Annotated in this window: 14 protein-coding genes; 5 read left to right on the forward strand and 9 right to left on the reverse strand. The window is 58.0% G+C overall.

What is annotated here, in order from left to right; genetic code table 11:
- Positions 1 to 41 precede the first annotated feature (41 nt).
- From SH410x_RS17955 to SH410x_RS17965, 3 genes are all read left to right on the forward strand, one after another.
- On the forward strand, positions 42 to 1796 hold the full coding sequence (locus tag SH410x_RS17955; protein ID WP_473669524.1) for an endo-1,4-beta-xylanase: 1755 nt from the start codon (positions 42 to 44) through the stop codon (positions 1794 to 1796).
- A gap of 269 nt (positions 1797 to 2065) precedes the next feature.
- Positions 2066 to 2656, forward strand: coding sequence for a carboxypeptidase regulatory-like domain-containing protein (locus SH410x_RS17960; RefSeq protein ID WP_473669526.1), 591 nt, complete (start codon positions 2066 to 2068; stop codon positions 2654 to 2656).
- A 164-nt stretch (positions 2657 to 2820) separates the two neighbouring features.
- Entirely contained in the window at positions 2821 to 3912 is a 1092-nt protein-coding gene (locus tag SH410x_RS17965) for an IS630 family transposase (protein WP_473668492.1), read from the forward strand.
- Between the two features lie 889 nt (positions 3913 to 4801).
- Here SH410x_RS17965 and SH410x_RS17970 read toward each other — a convergent pair.
- Both SH410x_RS17970 and surE read right to left on the reverse strand, forming a co-directional pair.
- Positions 4802 to 5899 (reverse strand): DUF1559 family PulG-like putative transporter, encoded by a 1098-nt coding sequence (locus SH410x_RS17970; RefSeq protein ID WP_473669528.1) that lies wholly within the window; start codon positions 5897 to 5899, stop codon positions 4802 to 4804.
- Positions 5900 to 6294: 395 nt separating this feature from the next.
- Positions 6295 to 7056 (reverse strand): 5'/3'-nucleotidase SurE, encoded by a 762-nt coding sequence (gene surE / locus SH410x_RS17975; protein WP_473669530.1) that lies wholly within the window; start codon positions 7054 to 7056, stop codon positions 6295 to 6297.
- 220 nt (positions 7057 to 7276) lie between these two features.
- On the opposite strand from surE, the gene SH410x_RS17980 reads away from it, so the two are divergent.
- Entirely contained in the window at positions 7277 to 8575 is a 1299-nt protein-coding gene (locus SH410x_RS17980) for a metallophosphoesterase family protein (RefSeq protein WP_473669532.1), read from the forward strand.
- The gene (locus tag SH410x_RS17985) at positions 8572 to 12501 is read left to right on the forward strand and encodes an ATP-binding protein (protein ID WP_473669534.1); all 3930 of its coding nucleotides are present in this window, start codon (positions 8572 to 8574) and stop codon (positions 12499 to 12501) included. The genes SH410x_RS17980 and SH410x_RS17985 overlap by 4 nt, the downstream gene beginning before the upstream one ends.
- 21 nt (positions 12502 to 12522) lie before the next feature.
- Here the strand turns inward: SH410x_RS17985 and SH410x_RS17990 are convergent, their stop codons facing one another.
- From SH410x_RS17990 to SH410x_RS18020, 7 genes are all read right to left on the reverse strand, one after another.
- On the reverse strand, positions 12523 to 14244 hold the full coding sequence (locus SH410x_RS17990) for an Hsp70 family protein (RefSeq protein WP_473669536.1): 1722 nt from the start codon (positions 14242 to 14244) through the stop codon (positions 12523 to 12525).
- On the reverse strand, positions 14244 to 16448 hold the full coding sequence (locus tag SH410x_RS17995; protein WP_473669538.1) for a C-type lectin-like domain-containing protein: 2205 nt from the start codon (positions 16446 to 16448) through the stop codon (positions 14244 to 14246). The genes SH410x_RS17990 and SH410x_RS17995 overlap by 1 nt, the downstream gene beginning before the upstream one ends.
- A 364-nt stretch (positions 16449 to 16812) precedes the next feature.
- Positions 16813 to 17958 carry a hypothetical protein gene (locus SH410x_RS18000; RefSeq protein ID WP_473669540.1) on the reverse strand — a complete coding sequence of 382 codons (1146 nt, stop codon included), beginning with the start codon at positions 17956 to 17958 and terminating at the stop codon, positions 16813 to 16815.
- A 22-nt stretch (positions 17959 to 17980) separates the two neighbouring features.
- A complete protein-coding gene (locus tag SH410x_RS18005) occupies positions 17981 to 18409 on the reverse strand; it encodes a response regulator (RefSeq protein ID WP_473669542.1) in 429 nt (142 codons plus the stop codon).
- Positions 18409 to 19671 (reverse strand): serine hydroxymethyltransferase, encoded by a 1263-nt coding sequence (locus tag SH410x_RS18010; RefSeq protein WP_473669544.1) that lies wholly within the window; start codon positions 19669 to 19671, stop codon positions 18409 to 18411. The genes SH410x_RS18005 and SH410x_RS18010 overlap by 1 nt, the downstream gene beginning before the upstream one ends.
- A gap of 109 nt (positions 19672 to 19780) precedes the next feature.
- On the reverse strand, positions 19781 to 20887 hold the full coding sequence (locus SH410x_RS18015) for a DUF1570 domain-containing protein (protein WP_473669546.1): 1107 nt from the start codon (positions 20885 to 20887) through the stop codon (positions 19781 to 19783).
- A gap of 320 nt (positions 20888 to 21207) precedes the next feature.
- Entirely contained in the window at positions 21208 to 22857 is a 1650-nt protein-coding gene (locus SH410x_RS18020; RefSeq protein WP_473669548.1) for a DUF1598 domain-containing protein, read from the reverse strand.
- Positions 22858 to 23079 lie beyond the last annotated feature (222 nt).

Consider the following 23079-nt stretch of genomic DNA (forward strand, 5'->3'; position numbering starts at 1 on the left):
TTTTTCCATTCATGCACACGGCACCGAGAAATTTGACAGCCATGGGTCAGATGCACTTCCATGTCCCAGATGCGGCGGCCGTTTTTTTCCATGCGAGCCGCTGGGAGGATGCCTATCTGTGTGGAATGGAAGGTGTTCCGTGGCAAACCCGCAACGTTTTCCGCCCGCACGAGTCCTCCGGCGTCGCCGCAGTTGACTCGGCACGCAACCTGCCAGAAGACTTTCGCTCATCGGCTGAGGCGGGGGGACGCTTGACGTTGACACGCAGCGTTGACACGTCCGCCAAATTACTGATCACGTGTCCGATCGACTCCATCGGATACCGGGTATTGACGACGTGTTCACTCCGCTGCCTCGACGCTCCGCATCAATTGATCGTTGAGTTGGCGCGTGGGAGCTGCCACCGGGTACGATCGCAAGCGGATATTTGGCAGCGAGGTGGTCTGTCGCTGAGTGATCGTTTTGACGAATTGCTCACCCGCGGGACAGTCAGTTTCCTCGATGCGTTGCAACCTCGGCCGCAGCAACGTAGTAAGGACGAGGCGACCGGCCGGGCCTTGGCCGTTTGTGAAGCGGAAATCCATTCGACGCGTGCGGCAATCCAAGCGATCTCGCTACTCGAACAAGCCGCGGCGGAATTGACGAAGTTATTCGCCGCCCAGTCGATGGCGTTCCGCCGTACCCGCGAGCCACGCCTGAGCACGATGATGGCTGCGGGTGTGCTGCCGAGCGACACGACGGTACCGCCCTCGGGCAATGCAAACCAGGGCGCAGCGCGGCAACGGCCGGGGCCGGCCGTAACGAGATCGAGCTCGCCCCAATCCGTCGACAAAACACTCGTTGGCCTCGATGAGGCTCCTCAAACAATCTTCAGCGAGATCACTCAGGCGTTCAACGCGGTCGCCGTCCGAATCAGTTGGGGAGAAATTGAGAATGCGTCCGGAACACCGGACTTCGCCTCTGCGAACCGAATTCTCGATGAGTGCGCCAGCGTCGGCATGCGTGTGATTGGCGGTCCTGTGATCGATCATCGCGCGGGAATGCTGCCGGACTGGTTGGCGCTCATGGACAACCATTTCGACCAGTTGATGTCGGCGATGACAAAATTCGTAGAAGCTACGGTCATGGAGTTTCGCGGCCGTGTGCACTTATGGAACGCCGCCTCGGGACTGAACATCTGCGGGCCCCTCGGGCTCGATGATGAGCAAGTCATGCGATTTTCGATCGGCGTTCTGCAAACGATCCGCCGCTGCGATCCGCAGACGCCGGTCGTGATGTCGATCGATCAACCCTGTGGCGAATACCTGGCGCGGCACGCGGACGGCATTTCGCCGCTTCATTTCGCCGACGCGCTCCTGCGCAGTGGTTTAGGACTGGCCGGCATCGGGTTGAATTTTCGATTTGGATACAAGGAGGGTGACACGCAACCGCGCACACCACTCGAATTCGCACAGCTCATCGATCGCTGGGGAACGCTCAGCACGCCACTGCTCGTGCAGCTATCGGTCCCCGCCGCTCCAGGCATCGATCCAGGAGCGCGAATCAAGACGTCTCCGGTATCGCTGGCCCCTGAGATGAACGGTCAAGCGGCCGCCTGGGCACGCCAGCAATACGATTATGCCCGCCCCTTAATCGAAACCTTGCTCGCCAAGCAAATTGTTCACGCGGTTGTCTGGGATGGCGCCTCAGATCAACTCCCGCATGTCATGCCCCACACCGGCGTGATCGATAGCAAGGGCGCCCCGCGACCGCTGCTCGCCTACCTGGCAGGACTGCGGGACGAGTTGTTGATGTAGTTGCCGCTCGTTTGCGCCGTGCGTCCAGCGGCCCTGCGTCCCACTCTAAATCCGCCGGTCGTGGGCACGATCAAATCACCTTATCTTGATATAGCGTGTGATTATGTGTCTCAAGTTGATGCGGCACTCTCAGAAAGCGATGCGACAACTTTTTTGACGCAATGAGACGTTATATTAACGCCGTTGGTGGGTAGTTCTAAGCGGGGCGATGTGCCTCCGAGAAATCTGCTCACATTGCTCAGAACTCGTACCGCTAGGGATCACGAAAGATGATATTCAAGAACGCAAGCTGGATGGCATTGGCTGGAGTCATGTTGGCGACCTCTGTCACAATCACGGGATGTGGTGAATCTCGCCCCGAAGGGATGCCTGAGACGTACCCAACCTCCATCACAATCACTCAGGGAGGCGCCCCGCTGGCGGATGCGAGCGTCGTGCTTTTCCCCGAGGATTCGGCTTTGACGCGTTGGCCCGTCGGTGGAACCACCGATGAGACGGGAACAGCGGTGATGATGACGTCCACAAAATACGTGGGTGCTCCCGCTGGAAAATTCAAAGTGATCGTCAATAAAACCGTCACCGAAGGCGATCCCTATCCAAAACACCCGGGACAAGGTGCCACCCGTGAGCAGATTAATGAGTACGATCGCATGTTGAAAACGGGAAAGTTTGAGATGTACAAGGTCGTGGCGAAAGAGTACCGAACAGCGGGCACAACAACACTCAGCGTGGAGATCGCGTCCACGGGCGAAAACAGTTTCACCGAAGACCTGGGCGATGCTGTGAAAGACATCGATGCAGAGGCGACTGCGGCGTCCGCCGGCGAGGCGTATGCCCCCATGGGCAGTAGTCCCGAATAAGCAACCCTGCAAAATGACAATCAAAAGAGCGAGTTGGATGGACGTTTTTCGTCCATCCAACTCGCTTTCTTATTGAGTAAGCACATCTGGGTAAGTATTTCGGTATAACTGGCAAGCTTTTTGCACCCATGTTGAGTTGGGAATCCTTTCTGATTTGCTAGCAAATGCTCGATGGTCGAGATTATGCGAAGCATCATGTTTCTCCCTGTTTCACGAACCGGGAGATTCAAATGGCACGCCCCTCTACAAAATTCGCACAAATTGGCTCAGTCGAGCAAAAACAGCAACTGACGGAAATGTGGAAAAGTCATCATTGCCACTATACGCGAGTTCGTGCGCACGCAATCTTACTCAGCGACCAACAGTACGAAATAAGTTCCCTTGTCGATATCTTTGGCGTGGATCGAGATTCGGTATCCAGTTGGATTGACAGATTTTCAGAAGGCGGCCCCGACGCACTTGAAGACTCCGAGCATCCCGGTGCGCCGCCGATACTCAACGCCTCAGAGCAGCAAACTCTCCGGCGACTACTTCGAAAATACCCGAATCGACCAGCCAAGGTGCTGAAAGAGCTGAAAGAAAAAACCGGCAAGGAAATCAAGCGACCCACTCTGCGAGAATACGCGAGGCGGTTTCGGCTGAGTTGGAAACGTTATCGTCGAAGTTTGCGGCAAAAACGGGATGAAAAGAAATTTCAATTGGCCAAGGAAGAGCTAGCCGAGTTTCTCGAAGAACCGGATTTGAACGTTGTTTACTTTGACGAGGCGGGTTTCTCGCTCAAAGGAGTTGTTCCCTACGGATGGCAACCGATCGGTCGACGCTACGAAATACCCGTAACCGGGGCACACGGCAGCAACGTTCAAGCGATTGGGTTTCAGGGTCAAGACGGTGAAACCCACACCTATCTCCACAAAGGCTACGTGAACAGCGAAATGGTGATTGCAATTTTCGATGATTATTGCCAAACAATCGACGGTCCAACTGTTGTGGTCCTTGACAATGCCTCAGTCCACACGAGCGGAGCATTTCAAACTCGCATGGAAGACTGGGCAGAGAAAGGACTCTACATCTACCATCTGCCGCCATACAGTCCAGAGCTGAATGCAATTGAAATGCTTTGGAAAAAACTCAAGTACCAACTGCTCCCCGCTGGCGCCTGGGAGCGCTTCAGTACACTGCTAAACACACTTACGAAAACACTCAATGAGTTTGGAGAAGTGTCGTATATGCCTACGCTTTTTAATTATGCCGAATAAATTCACCCGACGTGCTTACCTGCTGCTAAATCGATGTATCAAGATAATCGATGTATCAACATAACAGGCCAGCGGGATTTTCCACGAGCACAGAAATAGTTGCTACCGAGTGTTGGATCGCCAGAACTGCCGCGCCCAGCGTCCCGTGTTTCTAATGCGATGAACCCTTAAGCATTCGCGTACAAGTAAGGAACGTGGGATCAATAACTGGCGTAGTGGATCTTGTTAAAGATCCATCCAGAACAGGATCTTTAACAAGATCCACTACGGTAAACCCGTCACTTATTGTTCCTGGTGTCCTAAACACTCAAAAATCCATTGAAGCAAACACTCAACAACCCGTGATATCAACGCTGTAACCGCGGACCGATACCCATGCAGTGTAAGGGGAACGACTTCCGCGTGCGTGCTTACGAACGAGCAATAAGTGGCCGAACGCTCCGCGGTCGGAATGGCCGAACGCTCCGCGTTCGACCATAATTTCAGACAGAAATTTTACGCTCGTTCTGATAACAGCATGCATGACGCATACCGGGAGCAATGGCCCAAACTCTGCGGGGACGCTGGCGTGAGCAGGGATCATCCAGCCGACAGCGTGCCAGTATCCGGCCACCCCCCCGGCAAGCAAACGCTTGCCAGGAGGCGTTTTGGATCACTCGGCACAGGAGCTCATGCCGTGAAAACCCCGCAGCCTGGAGGGCTGCCACTTAATTCCGAGTAGAACCTGTTCGGCTAGGTTTAGCCTGGTCCGCGAAATTTTTGGGGCTGCAATGCTTTTGCATTGCGCAGGTTTTCTTCTGCATCCCCGCCTCATGAAGACCAGACCCAATGGTCCAGGTTTACCCTCCGGCGCTAATGAAGCGCCAAAGAGTCAAACGCATGCTTGCGTTTAGTAATCCTGAGGCGTTTCGCCGCCCTGGTGAGTCCCCAGAGCCCCCCAAACGCCGTAGGGGCTTGCCCCTGCAACAGGTTGGGTTTGCGTGAGGTCTCCGCTGTCAATGGAATCGGTAATAAACCGCACTGAACCGTCTAACAGGGAACCGTGGACACCACCGGGATGGAAGCTATTGGGTGTAAAAATCGCCGCCCAGTAGCCCGTGGGGCTGTCCCAGCAACTTGGACCATTAGGCGGAATGACCGTATGGAAACCATTCCATGGCGTCCCCGCCTGGAAGAAGTTTCCACGCCAGCTATCGCAGGGGTTGAGGTACAACTGGCGGTTCACTGGATCAACCGCGCTCGTTACGCAAACGTCCGGATGGATGATCGGCTGAGCACCATCGGGATCGAGCAACGCGGCGTTGTAGCCGGAACTACCTTTGACTTCGAGCGAGTAGTTGCCCGTGGCAGCACTAGCGGATTCGCTGAAGGCAAGCGTGTTGCTGGTGCCATCGAGAATGTCGCGAAATTTAACCCATGACTCCAGGTGGAATGGTCCGCGATACCGGGCTTGAACGTATTTGTTATTGACGTAGTTAGGGTGGTGCCATGCCGCATCGAGTTTCAGCATGCCATCGCCCATGTTGAACATGTAATTAATTCGTGCATTGTTCGCGTAGGGCGACGGCTTGGACGAATTCGGCGACGACGGGCAGATCACCCCAGACAATACCGATTCATATTCTTCGCCATTGAACATCCGCGTGAAGGCGCTGGTGGACAGTGCCAACCGACGCTGGATCGTTTCATATCGTGCCTGCTGTTCAATGTAGGGCAGCAGAGCAACGGTTATCCCTGGGTAGTACCGAGCATAATTTTGCCCTTTGGGCAGCACGCCAGCCGCTGGGAACGTGTTGAACGAGGAATGATAGTTGTGTAATGCCAAGCTCATCTGTTTCAAGCGGTTGCTACACTGCATCCGCCTGGCCGCTTCACGAGCAGACTGTACAGCAGGCAACAGAAGGCCCACGAGCACACCGATAATTGCGATGACAACCAGTAGTTCCACCAGAGTGAACCCACGGGATCGCTTACATTGTTTCGTCATCTAATTTACTGCACTTTTGAGGGTTTAGTGAAAAATGAGATGCCTTGGGGGGGGCGGGGCAGAATGCCAAGGCACATTATAATCGCAACACAATACCGCAACGCAAACCCAGTGTAATCTATCGCCCAACGACGATCCATTGAATTACGTCGTAGGCGAGATTCTGCCCGTAGCAAAATTCGTTTACCGCGGACGCAGCGAAAATTCACTGACAAGGGCGAATTTGGGGGTCTCGGTCGGCGGATCGTTTGGGCGGTCGAAGCCCCGTACAGCGTCGGTTGCAGACGTGGAACTCATCAAGCGAACGTCGAGACGAGGGAGCCGAGAAGAGGGAGCGGTCGGGTCGGAGGCGGGCCGGAAAAAAGGGGCGGCCGAAATGGTGCGCGGGTATTTCCTTAGCCGCGGATCTGCCAACCGTTCATCTTCTCGAGCAACTCGCTGCGGGTGAGGTTGAAGTGCAGGGGTGTCAATGTGGTGTTGCCGCTGCGTAGCTGGATCACGTCAGTCATTTCCGCCGGTGGCTCGTCGGGCTCAGTCCACAATGCCCAGTAGTAGTCGCGGCCGCCGGGGTCTTGCCGTTTTTCATAGCGACGTCCGTACTGGGCCAGCCCCATCGGGACAATCTTCACTTCGCTGGCCGACTTGGTGGCCGCGGTGGGAATGTTCAGGTTGAACAACCCCCCCGCGGATTCTTCGTGCTGGATCAATTGCCCGATCACATTCCGAGCAATCACCGCTGCGGCATCGAAATCGGAGTCGTCGTCGCTTTCGAGCGAGACCGCTACACTGGTGACACCGAAGAACGCACCCTCGATCGCGGCCGCGACCGTGCCCGAGTACAGCACGTTGATTCCGGCATTCAATCCATTATTGATACCGCTGACGACCAAATCGATGGGGGCGTCGGCGAACAGTTCTGCCAGCGCGAGTTTGACACAGTCCGCGGGCGATCCTTCGACGGCCCACGCCCAGTGGCGTCCATCGCGATGAATCGACTTGGGGACAAGTGGCGTCAGGAAGGTAATCGAATGCCCCACACCACTCTGTTCGGTTGCTGGGGCAACGACGATCACCTCCCCCAGATGTCGGAGTTGCTGCCCTAACGCAGCGAGCCCAGGAGCATAGACGCCATCGTCGTTCGTCAACAAAATTCGCATGGTACCGGCGGTGTCCTACTTGTCGTTCTGGTTTGAAAAATCCCAATCTCGCAGAAAATGGCGAGATTGGCTAACCCGGCTCAGAGCGTGAGCAAAACTTCTGCGAGTTTCCCGGCAAATTGATTTTGCTAAATATTGGGAAACTCGTTAAAGTTTCACGGCATGATGCCATTTTGACGCGGTCGACTTGCCGCGACGCGACGTTTTCAGGGAGGAAACGATGTCGGGAGAATCTTTTCGCTTTATCCACGCCAGCGATTTTCATTTAGAGACGCCGCTCGGTGATTTGGATCAACTGCCACCGAATTTGCGAGATGCCCTGGCGACGGCTCCCCGAGACGCGGCGGCCGCTGTCTTCGAAGCAGCGCTGGCGACGAATATCGATTTCCTTGTTCTGAGCGGCGATTTACTGCATCCGGTCGCCGCCGGCCCGCACGGCATGTCCCTGCTGCTGGACAATTTCGAGAAGCTGCACGCGGCCAAAAAACCGGTCTATTGGGCCGCCGGAATCGCCGATGACCCCAAACAATGGCCAGAAGCGGTACCGCTTCCGCCCAACGTGACACTGTTTCCACGAGACAAAGCACTGTCGATCACCTATGAGCGGGCGGGACGGGCGATCTGCTCGCTTGTCGGCCGCTCGAGCGAAGGCCGATCGTCGCTGCACGTGCCCGGTTTCCAAGCCGAGGTCAGCGACGAATTCACCATTGGCGTCGGCTATGGCGCCGCCGATGCGAATGCATTGTCCGCCGGCCGAATGGATTACTGGGCACTCGGCGGAGCCCACAATTACAACGAAATCGAGGGTGGAGCACCAGCCGGAGCCATCCAACCGGGATCACCACAGGGCCGCGGGCTCGACGAGAGCGGGCCGCACGGGTACTGCGTTGTCGACGTCGATGCCGAGCACACGGCGCGAGTGCATCGCGTTGAATCAGACTCCTTTCGATACTGCCAAGAAACAATTGACGCCGAGGAAATTCGCAGCGTCGGTAGCCTGCGCAACCTATTGGGGCAAAAGATCGCCACACTCGCCAATGAAAATGGCGGCCGGCATCTGCTCGTTGCATGGGACGTCAGCCTATCGGACCCCGAAATGATCTCGGCGGTGGGCGACCCGGTCGAACTGCTGCGACAACTGCGCCGCGATCATGGCAACGGCAATCCCGCCGCTTGGACGACACGCCTGACGGTGCGACCGCCCAAAATTTATCCGAAGTCTTGGCGTGAAGAAGACACGATTCTCGGCGACTTTTTGCGAGCGAGTGACAAGTTCCGCAAATCCGGATCAGGGACAGCCAAGGGCGTCTCCGCCAAAGATTCCGCGGCGGGCAGCACGCCGTCTCGCCAGATCAATCTGATGCCGTTCACCGAAGAACACGCCGAACTCTCCAGCACGGCAGCGACGTTGCTCGGAGATCTGCCAGCCCAACATCGCGATGAGACGCTCGACGAAGCGACGCTGCTGGGCGTTGAATTGCTTCGCGGCGGCAAACCATCCTGGGGACGCAAATCATGAAAATCAAAGATATCCAAATTGATGGTTTCGGTGTCTGGACCGGGCTGAGTGTCGACTCGCTCAGCGAAGGCATGACGTTGTTCTACGGCCCCAACGAGGCTGGTAAGACGACGTTGATGCAGTTCCTCCGGGCGATGCTGTACGGCTTCACCCCCGAGCGGCGCTCTCGATATCTGCCACCGATCTATGGCGGCACACCCGGTGGGGCGATTCGTGTCACCGGCCCCGGCGGCGGTTATGAAATCCGTCGGCACAGCCAATTAACCGATGCGGACACGGTCGGGCGTTTGAGCGTGACGGGCACCGATGGTCTCAGCCAGGGTCAACATCGCCTGAGCATGCTGCTCGGCCAAATCGACGAGCCCATCTTTACGAACGTCTTCGCGATTGGAATTCGCGAGCTGCAGGAACTCAGTTCGCTCGATGACACCTCGGCGGCGGATGAGCTATATAAGCTCAGCAGCGGTTTGGACCGGGTCTCGCTTGTCGATGTGCTGCGCAGCCTACGCGCAGGGCGGGGCGAGTTGGTTGGCAAGGGTGCTGCCTCACCCGCCGAAGAAGATGCGGCCGTGAACCGACTCACTGGCATGCTCAACCGGCGAGAAAAGCTGCGTGATGAAATCCATAAACTCAGCGGGCAGACTCGCCGTTGGAGCGAATTGGCGACGCAGCGGCGTACGCAAAGCGAAGAGATCGACTCCCTCCGCGGCCGGATGGTTGCATGGGAGCGGGAGGCACGCTGTGTCGAAATTGCAACCAGCGTATTCGAACCATGGCAAAACCGCGCCAAGATCGATGCGAAGATCACTGCGATCCAGGGCGAAGTCAATCTGCCTGACGAGGCGCCCTCGCAGCTCGTTCAGCTGGAGGCGTCGATCGAGGAACGCAAGGCAAAGGTCGAAGAAATTCGCAGTCGCCGCCGTTCACTGCGAGATAAAGCCGATCAACTACCGGTCAATAAGCGGTTGTTTGATCTGCAGGGCCGCATCGAAGCCGCCACGCAGCAAGCCACCTGGGTCGAAGCACTCGAGGAACAGATTGATCGGATCGATGTCCAAATCGACAAGGCCCGCAAACTCGTTGCCGCCGACGCTGACCGACTTGGCTTGGATGAACACGAACGAACGCAAATCGCCGAAGGTGACCTGACCGCTCTGCCCGATCTCTCGCGGCAAACCCTATCGACCCTGTCGGGGCCAGCCAAGAACGTCAAAGAGCAGTCGTTCCTTCTCAAGCAAGCGCGGACCGAAGGCAAGACACACAAGGAACGAGCCGATAAACACGCTGCGAAATTGCAGGACATCTTAACTCGGGCCCACGCGACTGATTTGCAACAAGCGATCCGCCGCGAGAACGACAATATCTCCTCTCTCCGGCATCGCATCCAACTCGGCACGCACCTGGAAAAGCTGACGAGGCACTTTCGTGATCTCGAACGTGAGTCCATCGAGCTGACGACGGACGAGGCGCTGCCGGTTGACCAGATGTTCCAGTTGGGACTGCCGTTCATGTTCGGCGGCGTTGCCGTCGCCTATGGCTTGTTCAACGTTTGCCAAATCACGATGTTCGTGGCGCGGCCGAATCCCACCCACGGCATGTTGTGGATCCTGTTCGGCGGAATGGCATTGCTGCTGTTTTACCTCAGCCGTGAGAAGGGGCAGCGCAGTACCGAGGCAGATCTCGATGATTGTGAACGACAGATTGAGAGTGTCCGGCGACAGATCCGCGAGATCGAGTCCGAGCGAGAAGACCATAATTCACACCTGCCCGCCAGCAACGAAGCGCTCGAAGCACGACTGCGCGAATCCGAATCGCTGCTCGCTGACCTTGAAGAATCATTGCCGATCTATCACTCCCATGAAGCCGCTCAGCAAGCCTACAAGGCCTCCTATGCTCGCGCCACCCGGGCCGCAGACGATTTGAAGACGGCACGACGAGAGTGGACCCAAACACTCGATCATCTCGGGTTGTCGACGACACTGTCCCCCAAGAGCATCCGCGCGCTCGGTGATGGCTACGAAACGCTGCAGGCTAGCTTGCGACGCATGAATGACCTTCGTGAAGAACGTGAGCAACGCCGACGCGAGAGACAAACGATCGCAAAACGAATTGAAACGCTTTACGTCGAAGCTCTCGACGCGTCGGAAGACGCCGCCGCATCGGCGCGAGATGCCACTGAACCAAACGAAACGGACAAAGCACGCTTTCGAGGAACGGACTCACGCGCGACCAAAGGCGCAGCGCTCGAGAAAGACGATCACGTCTCCGGATCGCTGAAATCGCGATCGAATCCGCTCGATCAACTGAACCATCTCCACGAGGAACTCGCACGCCAGCAGCACTGGATCAAACAGCGTCGTGATTTGAAGGCTCAGGATCTGCAGCACAAGAAACAGCATGCGGTCCACGCCAGTGCAATTGAACGCGCCGAACAACAACGCCGAGCCCTGTGGGCCAAGTGCGGTGTCGCGACCGCCGAGCAGTTCTACCAAATCGTTGACCGCAGATCGACGCTCGCACAATTGCAAAGCGAACGCGACGAACTCGACAAACAGATTCGAGCGATGGTCGGGGCATCGATCCAGTACGATGATGTGGCTCGCGAAATCGAAGGTGTCAAATCGACCGACCTCGAACGCCGCTGGGAATCGCTGACAACGAGGATGAGCGAAACCGAAACCCGAATCTCCGCAATGCAAACGGCACAGGGCGAACTCGCCGCTAGCATGAAACAACTCGGTGACGATGATCGCTTGATGACCGCACGTCTCGAACTCGGATGTGTTGAACGCAAGCTCGACCAGCTCGCCCGCCGCTGGCAGACGCTTGCCATGGCGAGCAGTCTGCTGGAAGACGTGTGTGGAACCTTTGAGCGAGAGCGTCAACCAGAGACACTCCGCGAAGCCTCGTCGTTCTTGCGTCAATTGACCGACGGCAAGTACACACGAATCTGGACACCGCTGGGCACCAACCAGCTCAAGATTGACGATAGCGAAGGGAACTCACTGCCCCTCGATGTGCTCAGCCGAGGCACAGGCGAGGCGGTCTTCATCGCACTGCGTTTATCGCTGGCGGCCGCTTATGCCCGCCGTGGCGTGATGCTGCCCTTGGTGCTCGATGATGTCTTGGTCAACTTTGACGGTGCCCGTGCTGAGCATGCCGCGCGGACACTGCAAACGTTTGCTGAACTCGGACATCAGGTGATGATGTTCACCTGCCACGCACATATCGTTGATATCTTCCATAAAATTGGCGTGGAAGTCCGCGGGTTGCCAGCCCAGGGTGCCGCTGGACGCGCCCATCTCCTGGCACCACCCGAAGCCGCTGTCGAGGAACTCCAAGAGGAGGAGTACGAACCAGAAGCCGCTGAAGAAGAAGTATACGAAGAGGAAGCCGAGGCAGTCGAAGAGCCGCAACCGGTTGCGGAAATCGTTCCGGCCCCGGTCGTCGTTCCGCCTCCGGCACCCGCACCGCTGCCGGTTATCCGCCCCGCCTCACTCGTCCTCGAAAATCTCGCGTCCACTCCGGTGGCGGCCAAACCACCCAAGTCGCGATATCAGTTTGCGTTTGAACGACTGCATCGCCAACATCGCCGCCGCAGGGCGCCGCAAATTAAGTTGGAGCGAATCGAGCCGGCAAAGCCTGAACCGTTACCGCGCGTGCGAGTGATCCAGGAGCCTGTGCCCGAGCCGGTCGTCGAGACCGAAGTCGCCGAGGATGCGATCGGATGGGCCTGGTTCGAACGCGAGCCCGCCGATGGCCACATCGATGCTGATGAAGCAGCTGCCCAGGCAGCCCGCAATCAATGGCTGGCCGAAGAAGATCGCGTGTATGAAACCGAGACGGCCGACGAGCCGCTACGACATGCGCACCGCGACGACACCAACAGCGAAGAACGATCCTGGTGGCGCGCCGAAGCAAAGTAGGCGGATCGCTGAGCCGGTCGCCTATTTCAAAAAATCATCGATGTCGAACACGTCTGTGAAGTCGACTTCGTCGGGCACCTCGCCCGCTGACGAAACACCGTTCTGATCGAGATCATCGTTCTGATCGAGATCATCAGCGGCGGCTCCGGTGCGGTTCCGAATTCGCTTCCCCCACTCATCGAGCTTGCGATCGGACACTCGGGAGTCGCGTTGGATATCGATTTTGGCAGCCTTACCCAGACTGGGGATGGTCGCACAAACCTTGAGCCGGCCATTGTTCGCGTACTGAAAAACGACGTTAACTTGCGTCCCCTCCGGCAGTCCCGGCGGCAAGCCGCGAATCACACACTTGCCGATTGGCGTTGCGTGATTACCACCGGCATCGCCGCCCTCGACCACTTTCACCGCCACGCTCCTTTGCCCATCTTCGGCCGTGGTGAACGCAGCCCCTTGTCTCGCTGGAAGGGCTGTGTTGCGGGGCAGCAGGACTTTCGTGCGTTGCATGCCGGTTGCTTTTTCTAATCCCAGAACGCCGAGGTTATGCGAGTTGACATTGGTGATCTCGACGTCGTCGAGCGTCAATTTCGTACCGTTGTGCTGCGACCCGGTCAGCAGATTGGCGTAAATCGCGGCGCCGTGGGCGATGGCCTCGTCCGCAGCGAGACTGCGGTCGACTCGCATCCCACTTTCGCGCTCGAGCATTTCCGCGACCGCGGGCATTCGTGTTGATCCGCCCACCAATAGGATCCTTGTCAAATCACTCCATTTTAATCCGGCATCGCGGACGACCTTCGACGTGGTGAAGCGAGTTCGCTCGAGCAGCCCCGCGGTCATGTGTTCAAATGCCTTTCGCGTCAGTGGCATGCTGACCGAATTGCCCGCGTGTTCAAAATGGATCTGAACCTCCTGACGAGTCGATAGCGAGCGTTTGGCGTCCTCGGCATCCCGCAATAGCCGCTGCTCACCGAGGGCAGTTTCACTGGGGTCGGCGAGGTGTTCGAGGAAATAGTCCGCCGAGATCTGTTGAGCGATCTTTTGATCCCAATCGATGCCACCGAGTTGAAAATCGCCGTCGGTAGCAAGCACTCGAAAGCGTTTGGATTCAATTTGCACCACCGAGACGTCGAACGTGCCACCGCCAAGATCATAAACGAGAATCGTTTCGTCCGATTTCGCGTCCCCGCCCGCATCGAGAAACCCTTCTTCGACGCCAAACGCGATCGCTGCCGCAGTCGGCTCGTTAATAATATCGAGCACATTCAGGCCCGCGAGTCGGCCGGCATCCTGGGTCGCCCGCCGTTTCGGCTCGCTGAAGTACGCGGGGACGGTGATCACGGCATCGGAGACGGGACCGACTTTGAGCTGAGCGTCTCGTTTGAGCTTCTCCAACACGAGTGACTGGATCACTTCGGGCGGATAGCTGTCGCCGGCGAACGATTTCCAGAACATCGACTTGCCCATCTCACGCTTGACGCAGCGGGCGATCATCTCGGGTTTAACAAATGCCGCCTTGTTGGCTTCCTTGCCGACCACGCAATCATTTGCATCGAAGAACACGACGCTGGGGGTGATCAGATCGCCGTCCGCATTGGGCAGCGTTCGCGGCACACCCCGCGAGTTGACTTGGGCGACACAACTGAAGGTGGTTCCCAGATCAATTCCGAGCGGTGCAGCTTGTTTGCCGGCCGGTCGTTTGCCGGTCGCCTGTTTGCCGGTCGGTCGTGACTTTGCGAGATCAGACATCACTCGCGTCCCCATTCAATTGCAAAATACATAGGTCGAATATTGAAGTCATGCCACAGGGAACGGCCATCATAGATCGCCGCCCATGCTTCGCTTCCGTCGGGCTCGGGTTGCCCGTTGCGAGCATCCCACAAGAAAAAATACTGACGTTCATTCAGGGCGTCGTACCAGACGCCATCGCGGCGTGACATCCCGAGCATCAGCGGACGCTTCGCATTGGCGACCAAGAAGTCATGTTCGGCCTGACTGCGAACGACGACCAGACGCCCGCCCGCCTTTTGGGCGATCGCAATCGCTTTAGGTTGATTGATCATCTGGTTCGAGAACACATACCAATTGCCGTTGAAGTAGATCGCTGCGGGCGGCACACCTCGCGGGCGTTTGGGTTCCCCCTGTTCCGCGTTCGGTGTTCGCGAAATGGCAAGGTCGGAACCTGATGCGAGCTGCACCGATTCGATGCGTTTCTCGGCAGCGGCTTTGTCGAGACCCGCGAGTCCGTGAGCGATTGCCCGCCGATACAAATCAATCGCACGCTGGCGGCTCGCTCGCCCCACCAGAATCTGATCGTCGGCGGCGGCCGAGAATTCCCACCAACGGGACGCGACCTGTTCGATCTCAGTGGCGCTCGCCTGCAATTGCAGATCCGCTGCGGCGAGTTCACTAAGTACATTGTCCTCGCCGCGCTGGAGATAGGGCAAGCCCTCGTTCCACTGTGACTTTCCAAAACACAAAAATCGTCCGAGAAACTCATTCGCTTTGACGTTGTCGGGTTCACTCTCGAGCCGCTGGCGAGCCAAGATGACGGTGGGGTGTTGATCCTGAAGCGTTTCGATTTCATTCAATCGGAGCGAGAACTTAGTTGCCATGTCGCTATTTCGCAGGTCTTTCGACAACCTTTTACAGATCACGCACAACTCGCTGGCGGTTGCGTAATCGTCCTGCATCATGGCCTCATCCATCATCATTTCAGCCCGATCGGCCATCGCAACTTGATCGAGCGGTCGGTACAGCACCCGCTCGAGTTCCTGCATCGCCTGCAGGCGTTTGTCAAACGCCGGGACTTCGTAGAGTCCCTGCACCTGATCAATCGCCAACATCGCACCGTTGAAATCACCGGCCTGAATGAAGGTGTCCAGAGCGGTTTTCAACAATGCGTATCGGGCCGCCGGTGGACTGGTCTCGAGGGCGAGCTCATCGATCACTGTTCCGAGATGCTGTTTTTCATGTGGCGTTTTGGCCGCTTTGATTTGCGACGAGAAGGTGGCCTGAACTTCCGCGGTGGCGGCGGCGAGCTGCGCTTCGTCCGGGACCGGCAAACGCGCCCCCGTGTTCTGCCCGCGACTCAACATATTGCGACCACCAGTATTTGAATCGGCATTTGGACGGTCGGTAGACCCGGGTGATACGGGCGATTTCGCCAAGGCCCGGAACCCATCGAGTTGCTCGCTATCTTCCGCGGACATCGTGGCCATCGACGCGATTGGGGGCGGCGGAGTCGACGAACCATTCTCCAACTGAATCGACGGTGGGACGTCGGCCTGGTTCGCTGACGTGCGGGCATCGAACGCCAAATGATCGGTGGCTGGTCCAGACGAACGCGGCGGACGAGTGCGAGCTGCCTCGCCCGCGACCAGCGGCACGCCCGTGCGATCCATACTTGTCTTGGCCGAAATCGGAGCCCCCGTTTTGTTCGCTGTCCTGCCGCCAATCAAACCCATCATCCACGCTACCAAAATCAGCGAGCACGACATGAATGTCCCACCGATCCAGTGGCCCCAACTCGAACGCTTATGACGCGTCTTGCGATGGGTCCGGACATGCGGTGTGGCAGCGGCAGAGGTGTTGATGCTCGGAGCGGGGTTGATCGAAATCGGAGCGGCTCGTTGCGAGAGCGGCACCGCAGATGCGGTAGGTTGCCGCTGGACCTCGGACGCCTGCAATTGCTCATCGTATTGGGCCTTCGACGTCGGGTTGAGCAAACGCAAACGCGCATCAGCAACCTGGTTGATCAACTGCTCAGCACTCTCGGCGTGGTCTCCGTTGCAGCAACCTTGCAGATACGACATCTGTTTGTTCGCCGCCGCATCGATGACCTCCCGGTCGGCTTCGAAGGACTCCAACCCGAGCAACCGGTACAACGTGGGTGGCTGATCCCGCTTCGAGATCCCAAGCAGTTTGTGATACGGGTCGAAAGACTCGCTCATCAGTAGTGGGCTCCCGTCAAGGGGGTCGGATTGGAAAATGATCGCGTTTCGATGCCGCCAGGGCGCTGATGCAGTGAACGCGAGGGCGCACGTCGGCTCATGTCGAAAACCGCTTCCGTCCACGCCATTCTATCGATGCCGGGCGGTGCACCAAGACAAACCAAGAGTATACATTCCCTAGGGGGGCCTTGTCACGCCTTAAAGATATCGTGTTGCTCCTCGCGAAACGGCCCGGGTTCCCGGCCGCATACTGCCGTCCCTCTCGCGACGGAGGTTACCGACCAAGCTCCCCTCGCGGTTCAGCGACGTTTTACTCGTTAACGTGCACGCCGGTGCTTAGCAAATCAGTGGGGCTGAGCCATTCTCACAACCGGCCCACACACGGCAGGTCGAGCAGATGTGCAATCTCAGGGTCGAACGTGCCCAACAGGTCGCGAGGTTGTTCATGGACGAGCGTGGAGAGTAATCCCGCAAAATGCTCAAGATCCGGATCGAGTCGCCGCGACAGAATCTCTTCCACCTCCGCCATCACCATGCGAAGCGGATCGGAGGTGAAGGACGAAGGAGCGGCAATCTCGTCAAATTCTTCAAGAACTGCATCAAGCCAACCATCGACGGCGACGGCCGAAACACCGAGCGCAATCGTTTTGATGGAATCCGAGACACTCAGCGGTTTCTTCGCAAGCGATTTGGGTGGGGCGAGCCAGATCGGAACCTTTTGGATCGTTTCGACTCGACTGAGAAGTCGCCGGGTGAACTGAGCAAAGGCGATGCCCGCCATGCGAATTTGCCCCAACCGGATCAGAATGGCATCCGGCCCCGCTGAAATCAGATCGGCCAGGTGATCGTCGATCCATTCCGGTGTGACACTCATCACGATGGCGGCATCCGGGGCGAGCACGCGTAACTGCGCGACCTTGGAACTCAGGTAGTCGATATCCGCAACATCGGGCGGCAGGGTCATCGCCGGGATCCAACCACCTCCGGATAACGGCTGGTTTTCGGGGGTCGCTTCCCAGCGTCCCAATTGCATCGCCGAATAAGCAAAGCGTCCCGAATGATCGCGGCGTGGCGAGATTTGGACATCAACGACCATGGCGTGATCAAAATCAACATCGGCGAGACCGTACCGTTCGTTTCGATATGGCAACATCCGTGGGATGCCGAGCTCGCAGTCGGTCGGCGCTCGCTGCGCCGCTTTCGTGGCAACTGTCGATTTCGCGTGCGGCACATCCGCCGGCATCGCTGCTGTGGAAGCGACGTCAGGCTGGGATTTCCCCGTTCCTGCCACCCGCCCCAATTCACTTTCCAGGGCTGAGACGAGCAGCCCCCGCGACTGCATCGCGAGAAAGATCGCCTCCGCAACGACAGGCGGCCAGGTATGCCAGGGCGGTGAATCCCAGAACAAGGGTGAGGGAAACAGGATCGGCGACCCGGCCCGACGCGATAGCAACATGTCCGCCGGAGCAGGCGAAATACCACGGCGTACTTGCCCGATTTTCGGAGGCATCAGGCACAGCGATTCGAGCACCCTATCGCTCTTCCATTTCTTGGATGTACTGTCGCAGTCGCTCGAGTTCGTCCGTTGTGCCTTTCAGCTTCAACATGTTCTCAACCCGTTTGACCAATTCAACTCGATTGACTGGCTTACTCAGGAAATCGTCGGTCCCCGCCGCCACGGCGCGTTCGATATCACCGAGTTCACTCAGGGCCGTCACCATCAAGATCATGATCTGGCTGGTCGCCGGATTCTCTTTGATCTGCTTGCACACCTCAAATCCGCTGAGTCGCGGCATCATCACGTCGAGCAAAATCAAATCGGGATGGAACGATTCCACTTTCGCGAGTGTGTCGGCGCCATCGACGGCGGTCTCGAGTTCGCAATCGACGCGAACCAGGTAGGCCTCGAGCAACTCGCGATTGGCTGCATTATCGTCAGCGATCAGGATACGGCTACTCATCATGCAACACCACAGGTTTGACCAGCCGCAGCGGGCACCGGAAAGTTAGCACACATGTCACGAATTTCGCCGCGGATCGATTGGTGCAGGACCGCGTCATCGGGGCTGCTAAGCGACTGATGAATCCACGTACCGATTCGCTGCATCTCGGTAGCGCCCATGCCACGCGTCGTCAGAGCGGGGGTGCCGATGCGAATGCCCGATGGATCCATCGGCTTGCGTTTATCGAATGGGATCATGTTCATGTTGACCGTGATTCCGCACGCATCCAAAACCGCTTCGGCTTGCTTTCCGCCCAGCCCTACGGTCGTCACGTCAACGAGCATCAGGTGATTGTCGGTGCCACCACTGACTAACCGCAATCCCGTCGCGAGCAAGGTGTCGGCGAGCGTTTTGGCATTGTTCACAACGGCTTGCCCGTAGGCGCGATACCCATCCGTCATCGCTTCGGCAAAACAAATCGCTTTCCCCGCGATCACATGCATCAATGGACCGCCCTGCGTTCCGGGGAACACGTTGCGGTTGACCAGCGGCAGATGCTCGGACTTGCAGAGAATCAAACCACCGCGGGGGCCACGGAGCGTTTTGTGCGTCGTCGTGGTGACATAATCGGCCAGCGGCACGGGGTCGTCGTGAATCTTGGCCGCGACGAGACCGGCATAGTGCGCCATGTCGACGAGCAGCTTGGCACCGACCTCGTCGGCGATCTCCCTGAACTTCGCATGCGGGATTTCGCGTGGGTAAGCACTCGCCCCTGCCACGATCAATTTCGGTTTGTGCTCCCGAGCGAGTTTCGCGATCTGGTCAAAGTCCAACCGGTGGTGTTTTTCATCGACGCCGTAGCTGACGAAATGGTACAACCGGCCGCTCATGTTGAGCTTCATGCCGTGGGTCAGGTGGCCGCCTTGGGCCAGGTCCAGCCCCATGACGGTATCGCCCACTTCCAGGGCTGCCAGATAGACCGCTGCGTTGGCCTGCGAGCCACTGTGGGGCTGCACGTTGGCCGCCTCGGCGCCAAAGAGTTCCTTGGCTCGATCGATGGCGAGCGATTCGACCACGTCAACAAACTCACAACCGCCATAGTAGCGGCGACCGGGGTAACCTTCGGCGTATTTGTTGGTCAGCACGCTACCGGCCGCTTCCATGACCGCGGGACTGGTGTAATTCTCGCTGGCAATCATCTCCAAACCGTCTTGCTGACGGGTCGCTTCGGATTGCATGGCTTCCCACAGGACGGGATCTTGGGACTCAATCGTGCTCATCGCGTGTTTTTGCTGTTTTTTTGGGGCTGGGCGGCTTCAACGAGGGCCAAACGAAAGCCTGATTGTCGGCGCCACACCCGCTAGCGTCAATGACAACAAAAAAGTTCAGCTACCGCACCCGGCGCATGTAATTGACAAATTTCTCATCCAGTTCCGCGATCGTCATGCCGAAGGCGGACTCGATCGTCTCGATCCGCTCACGACCAGTCCGTTCTTCCAGCGCCTTGATCTTGCTGAGTTGCTGCAAGTAATCGGTGTATTGCTGCTTCATCGTGCGGAGTGCAAAGTACGTGAATGCCCACGATTCGCCATAGGCGTCTTCCGCAGTCGCGGCAGAACGGAACCGCGAGTCATCGGCAAACATCGTGACGAGTGAATCGCTGGGACGCGAAAACTGATAGCTGTGCCATCTCCGGAGGTTGACGGGGTTGACGCGGCCCACACCGCGCCAGCCTCGTGGATTCGATAAATCAGGGGACTCGAAAAACATCGCCAATCCCTCGCTCACCCACATCGGGTTGTCCGCGAATCGGGTCTGCAGACCACAGTTGTAGGCGAGCTGATGGGTCGCCTCGTGGATAATCGTTGCGATGTTGCGCTCAATGTTCGGCACCCGATACGTCGTCATCTGGTTGCTGGCGAGATGGTAGTAACCGATCAGGTTGGCAGCAGCATCACCAATCTCATCGCTGGCGTGGTTGAGGAACTCCTCGCGATCCTGGAGCACGACGGCCACGAGCGGGTACTTCGGCGCCTCAATGTCGACGTGCTGGTTCTTCCAGTACGCGAAAAACGACCGGTAAAGAGATTCGAACAATGTCGCAACATCGCGCGCATACTCGATATTCCCCTGGTGCAAGACCACGTAATGAGCGGTGCGAAAGGCCGCAAACCCAGTCGGCAGTTCGGCGAGCATCCGCCGCTCGATTTCATCCTGACTGACCGGTGGTGGTGGTGGCCCGGGTTCACGATGGGTGATTTGATCGGGCTGGATCGTCCACAGACGCCCATCATCACCACAGACCAACACGCCGCCATCGACAGCTTCGACCACCGCCTCACCATTGACGACGTGTTTCTTACCGGTGACTTTTCCATCCACAAGATCGCGGAAGACAAATTGCTCCGCCACAGCAGTTCGCGCCAGGACACTTGGGGACAGCAATAGGAGAAACGCCAACGTGAGCACTTCCGACGTGTGACTTTGCGAAGGCATGCCAACCGATGTGAGCTGAAGATGAGGTCAAAAAAAGACGTGTTCAGCAGAACCGCCAAACGTGCACTCGTATTATACCGGTCGACGTGCCCCGGGGCAGGGAGGGCAGTCAGCTTCACCCCCGCTGGTAACCGCGTCATCGATCTCTTCATCGCTGCCAGCTGAGGGACGACCGCCAACCGAGGGGCATACCAACCGAGGGGAGCACTAACCGAGGACCCACTAACCGAGGGGAGCGGGCAGAACTTTCGTGCCATCGTCCCGGACTGCGGTTTCCTGCACCGAGGTCCCGACTGAGTTTCGCCGGGGGAGATGATTGCTCATCGTTTGTCGAGTTGCCCATTCCACCACCAGCGGTCGGTCGGCCGGCCGTCGCGAATGGGCGCAAACGACTGAAGACCTGGGTAGTCCTCCAATTGAAGCGGTATCAATTCTTGGGAAGCGATTTTGACGCCGCCACTGGCCATCAGGACTTGGTGGTTCTTCCGGCCGTGCCGATAGCGGTGCAGGACTGCGATCGAGTCGACTTGACGTGGCGGCACCAACGTTCGCGCGTGCTCAGCGGCGAAATACATTACCGCTCGCTGCAGCGTTTCGTGATCAGACGTCATCGCCATGCGTCGCCATACTTCGCTGATGGCGGTGGCCATGTATACCGATTCAAGAGCACCGTAGATGGGATACTTGGACCGAATGCTGCCCCAGTTCTGATTAAAATGGTCAACGAAAGCGAGTGAGGTGGGATCGATGACGCGGTTGCCGCGAGCACCATCGAGTTGGGCTCGCTCGTTTTCTCCGCTCAAACGAATCGGCGTGCCCGCGAGCTGTACAATCCGATCACCATCCACTTCGCTGGCACGCACTTCGAGGGGATGCGAAGTGAACCACAGTCTCAACAGCAAATCCGTCGGCGGCGTCCCATCGCCGGTGGACGAAAGCATTTGCAGATAGTTACGAACCCGATTCGGCAGGGGCTCGACCCCCAACGCCAATTGTTTCATGTGCCGATCGGCTTCCACCATCACGTAGGCGACCTCGTTAGACGCCGTCGTTCCGAACACGGTGATATCCTGTCGCCCCAGAGCGCCGGCGAGCTGGTCTGCCGCACGGGTCATTGGAACGTTTCCGGCAACGATCTGTTGACCGATAGCAGCCGCAGATTTGAGACCATCCGTTGTGGGATCGATGGTGCATCCGTAGGGCGTGCGACTGCGGGCGGCTTTCACGCCAATCGCCAGCGACACGAAGCTGATCGGTGGCAATCCCGATTGACGGTCAACCCGCCAGCCATCGATGTCGTCGAATCCGGCGACGGGGCCAGCCAAAATCACGTCGTCCTGGGTCACCATCACCACGGCAACGCGTGAGAGCCCCGCCATCGCGCCGAACGCATCATCGAGTGATTCGTCAGCGACGTCCGCCGACACCGCGGCAGGGGTGGTTCGTGTTAGCGTCTGACGATTGAGAACTCGCCCGGCGAGCGCCTGCATCATGCGGCGAATGGAGACGCAACGAATGCGAGCGGGCGCCCGCCAATCAGTGCTATCGGCCGACAGGTCGTCGCCGGGGGGCTGGGCGAGCAGCGCCGCAATGGCCGCTTCGTGGCCACCTGCGGCGATGTCCTTCGTATCGATTTCGTGCAGCAACCCGCTGGGATCCACCATCACGCCTTGAGGATAGGGCGCCATGGTGCCCACACCGCCGAGAGCCTCCCAGGAATCCGGTTCAATGGTCGTTTGAACGAGACTCATCAGGGGGCCGAAATTGGCCATCGAGCCACCGCCGGCAGCATTCCCTCCACCACCCTCAATCCGGTCGTTCGCAGCGATGGCTCCTCCGCCGCCGGCGAGATTCAGGCCCGCATCCAGGGGTGAACCGTTTGCCGGTGGCTGAGCGGATGCGGGACCGGCGAACACCGCCACCCACAACAGACTCGTCAACATCACCGATTCAATTAAAATCCGACACATCACAGACCCCCACGCAGCCCCAGGCAGAAAAGTCGCGAGGCCTACCACGACGGTACGCTCGCGTCTCGCTAGTATATCAGAGACACGGCCCCGACCCCGATCATTTTTGCCCGCTATGAAGCGGGGCAGGGAAAGTGTTTCGTTCGATCCGCCGTTTTGGCGTTCGCGGTCTGCTGATTGAATAAGCATCAGTCGCGGAGGCGGCCGGATGGCGAGTGTTAC

It is taken from the genome of Rhodopirellula sp. SH410 (assembly GCF_055811895.1).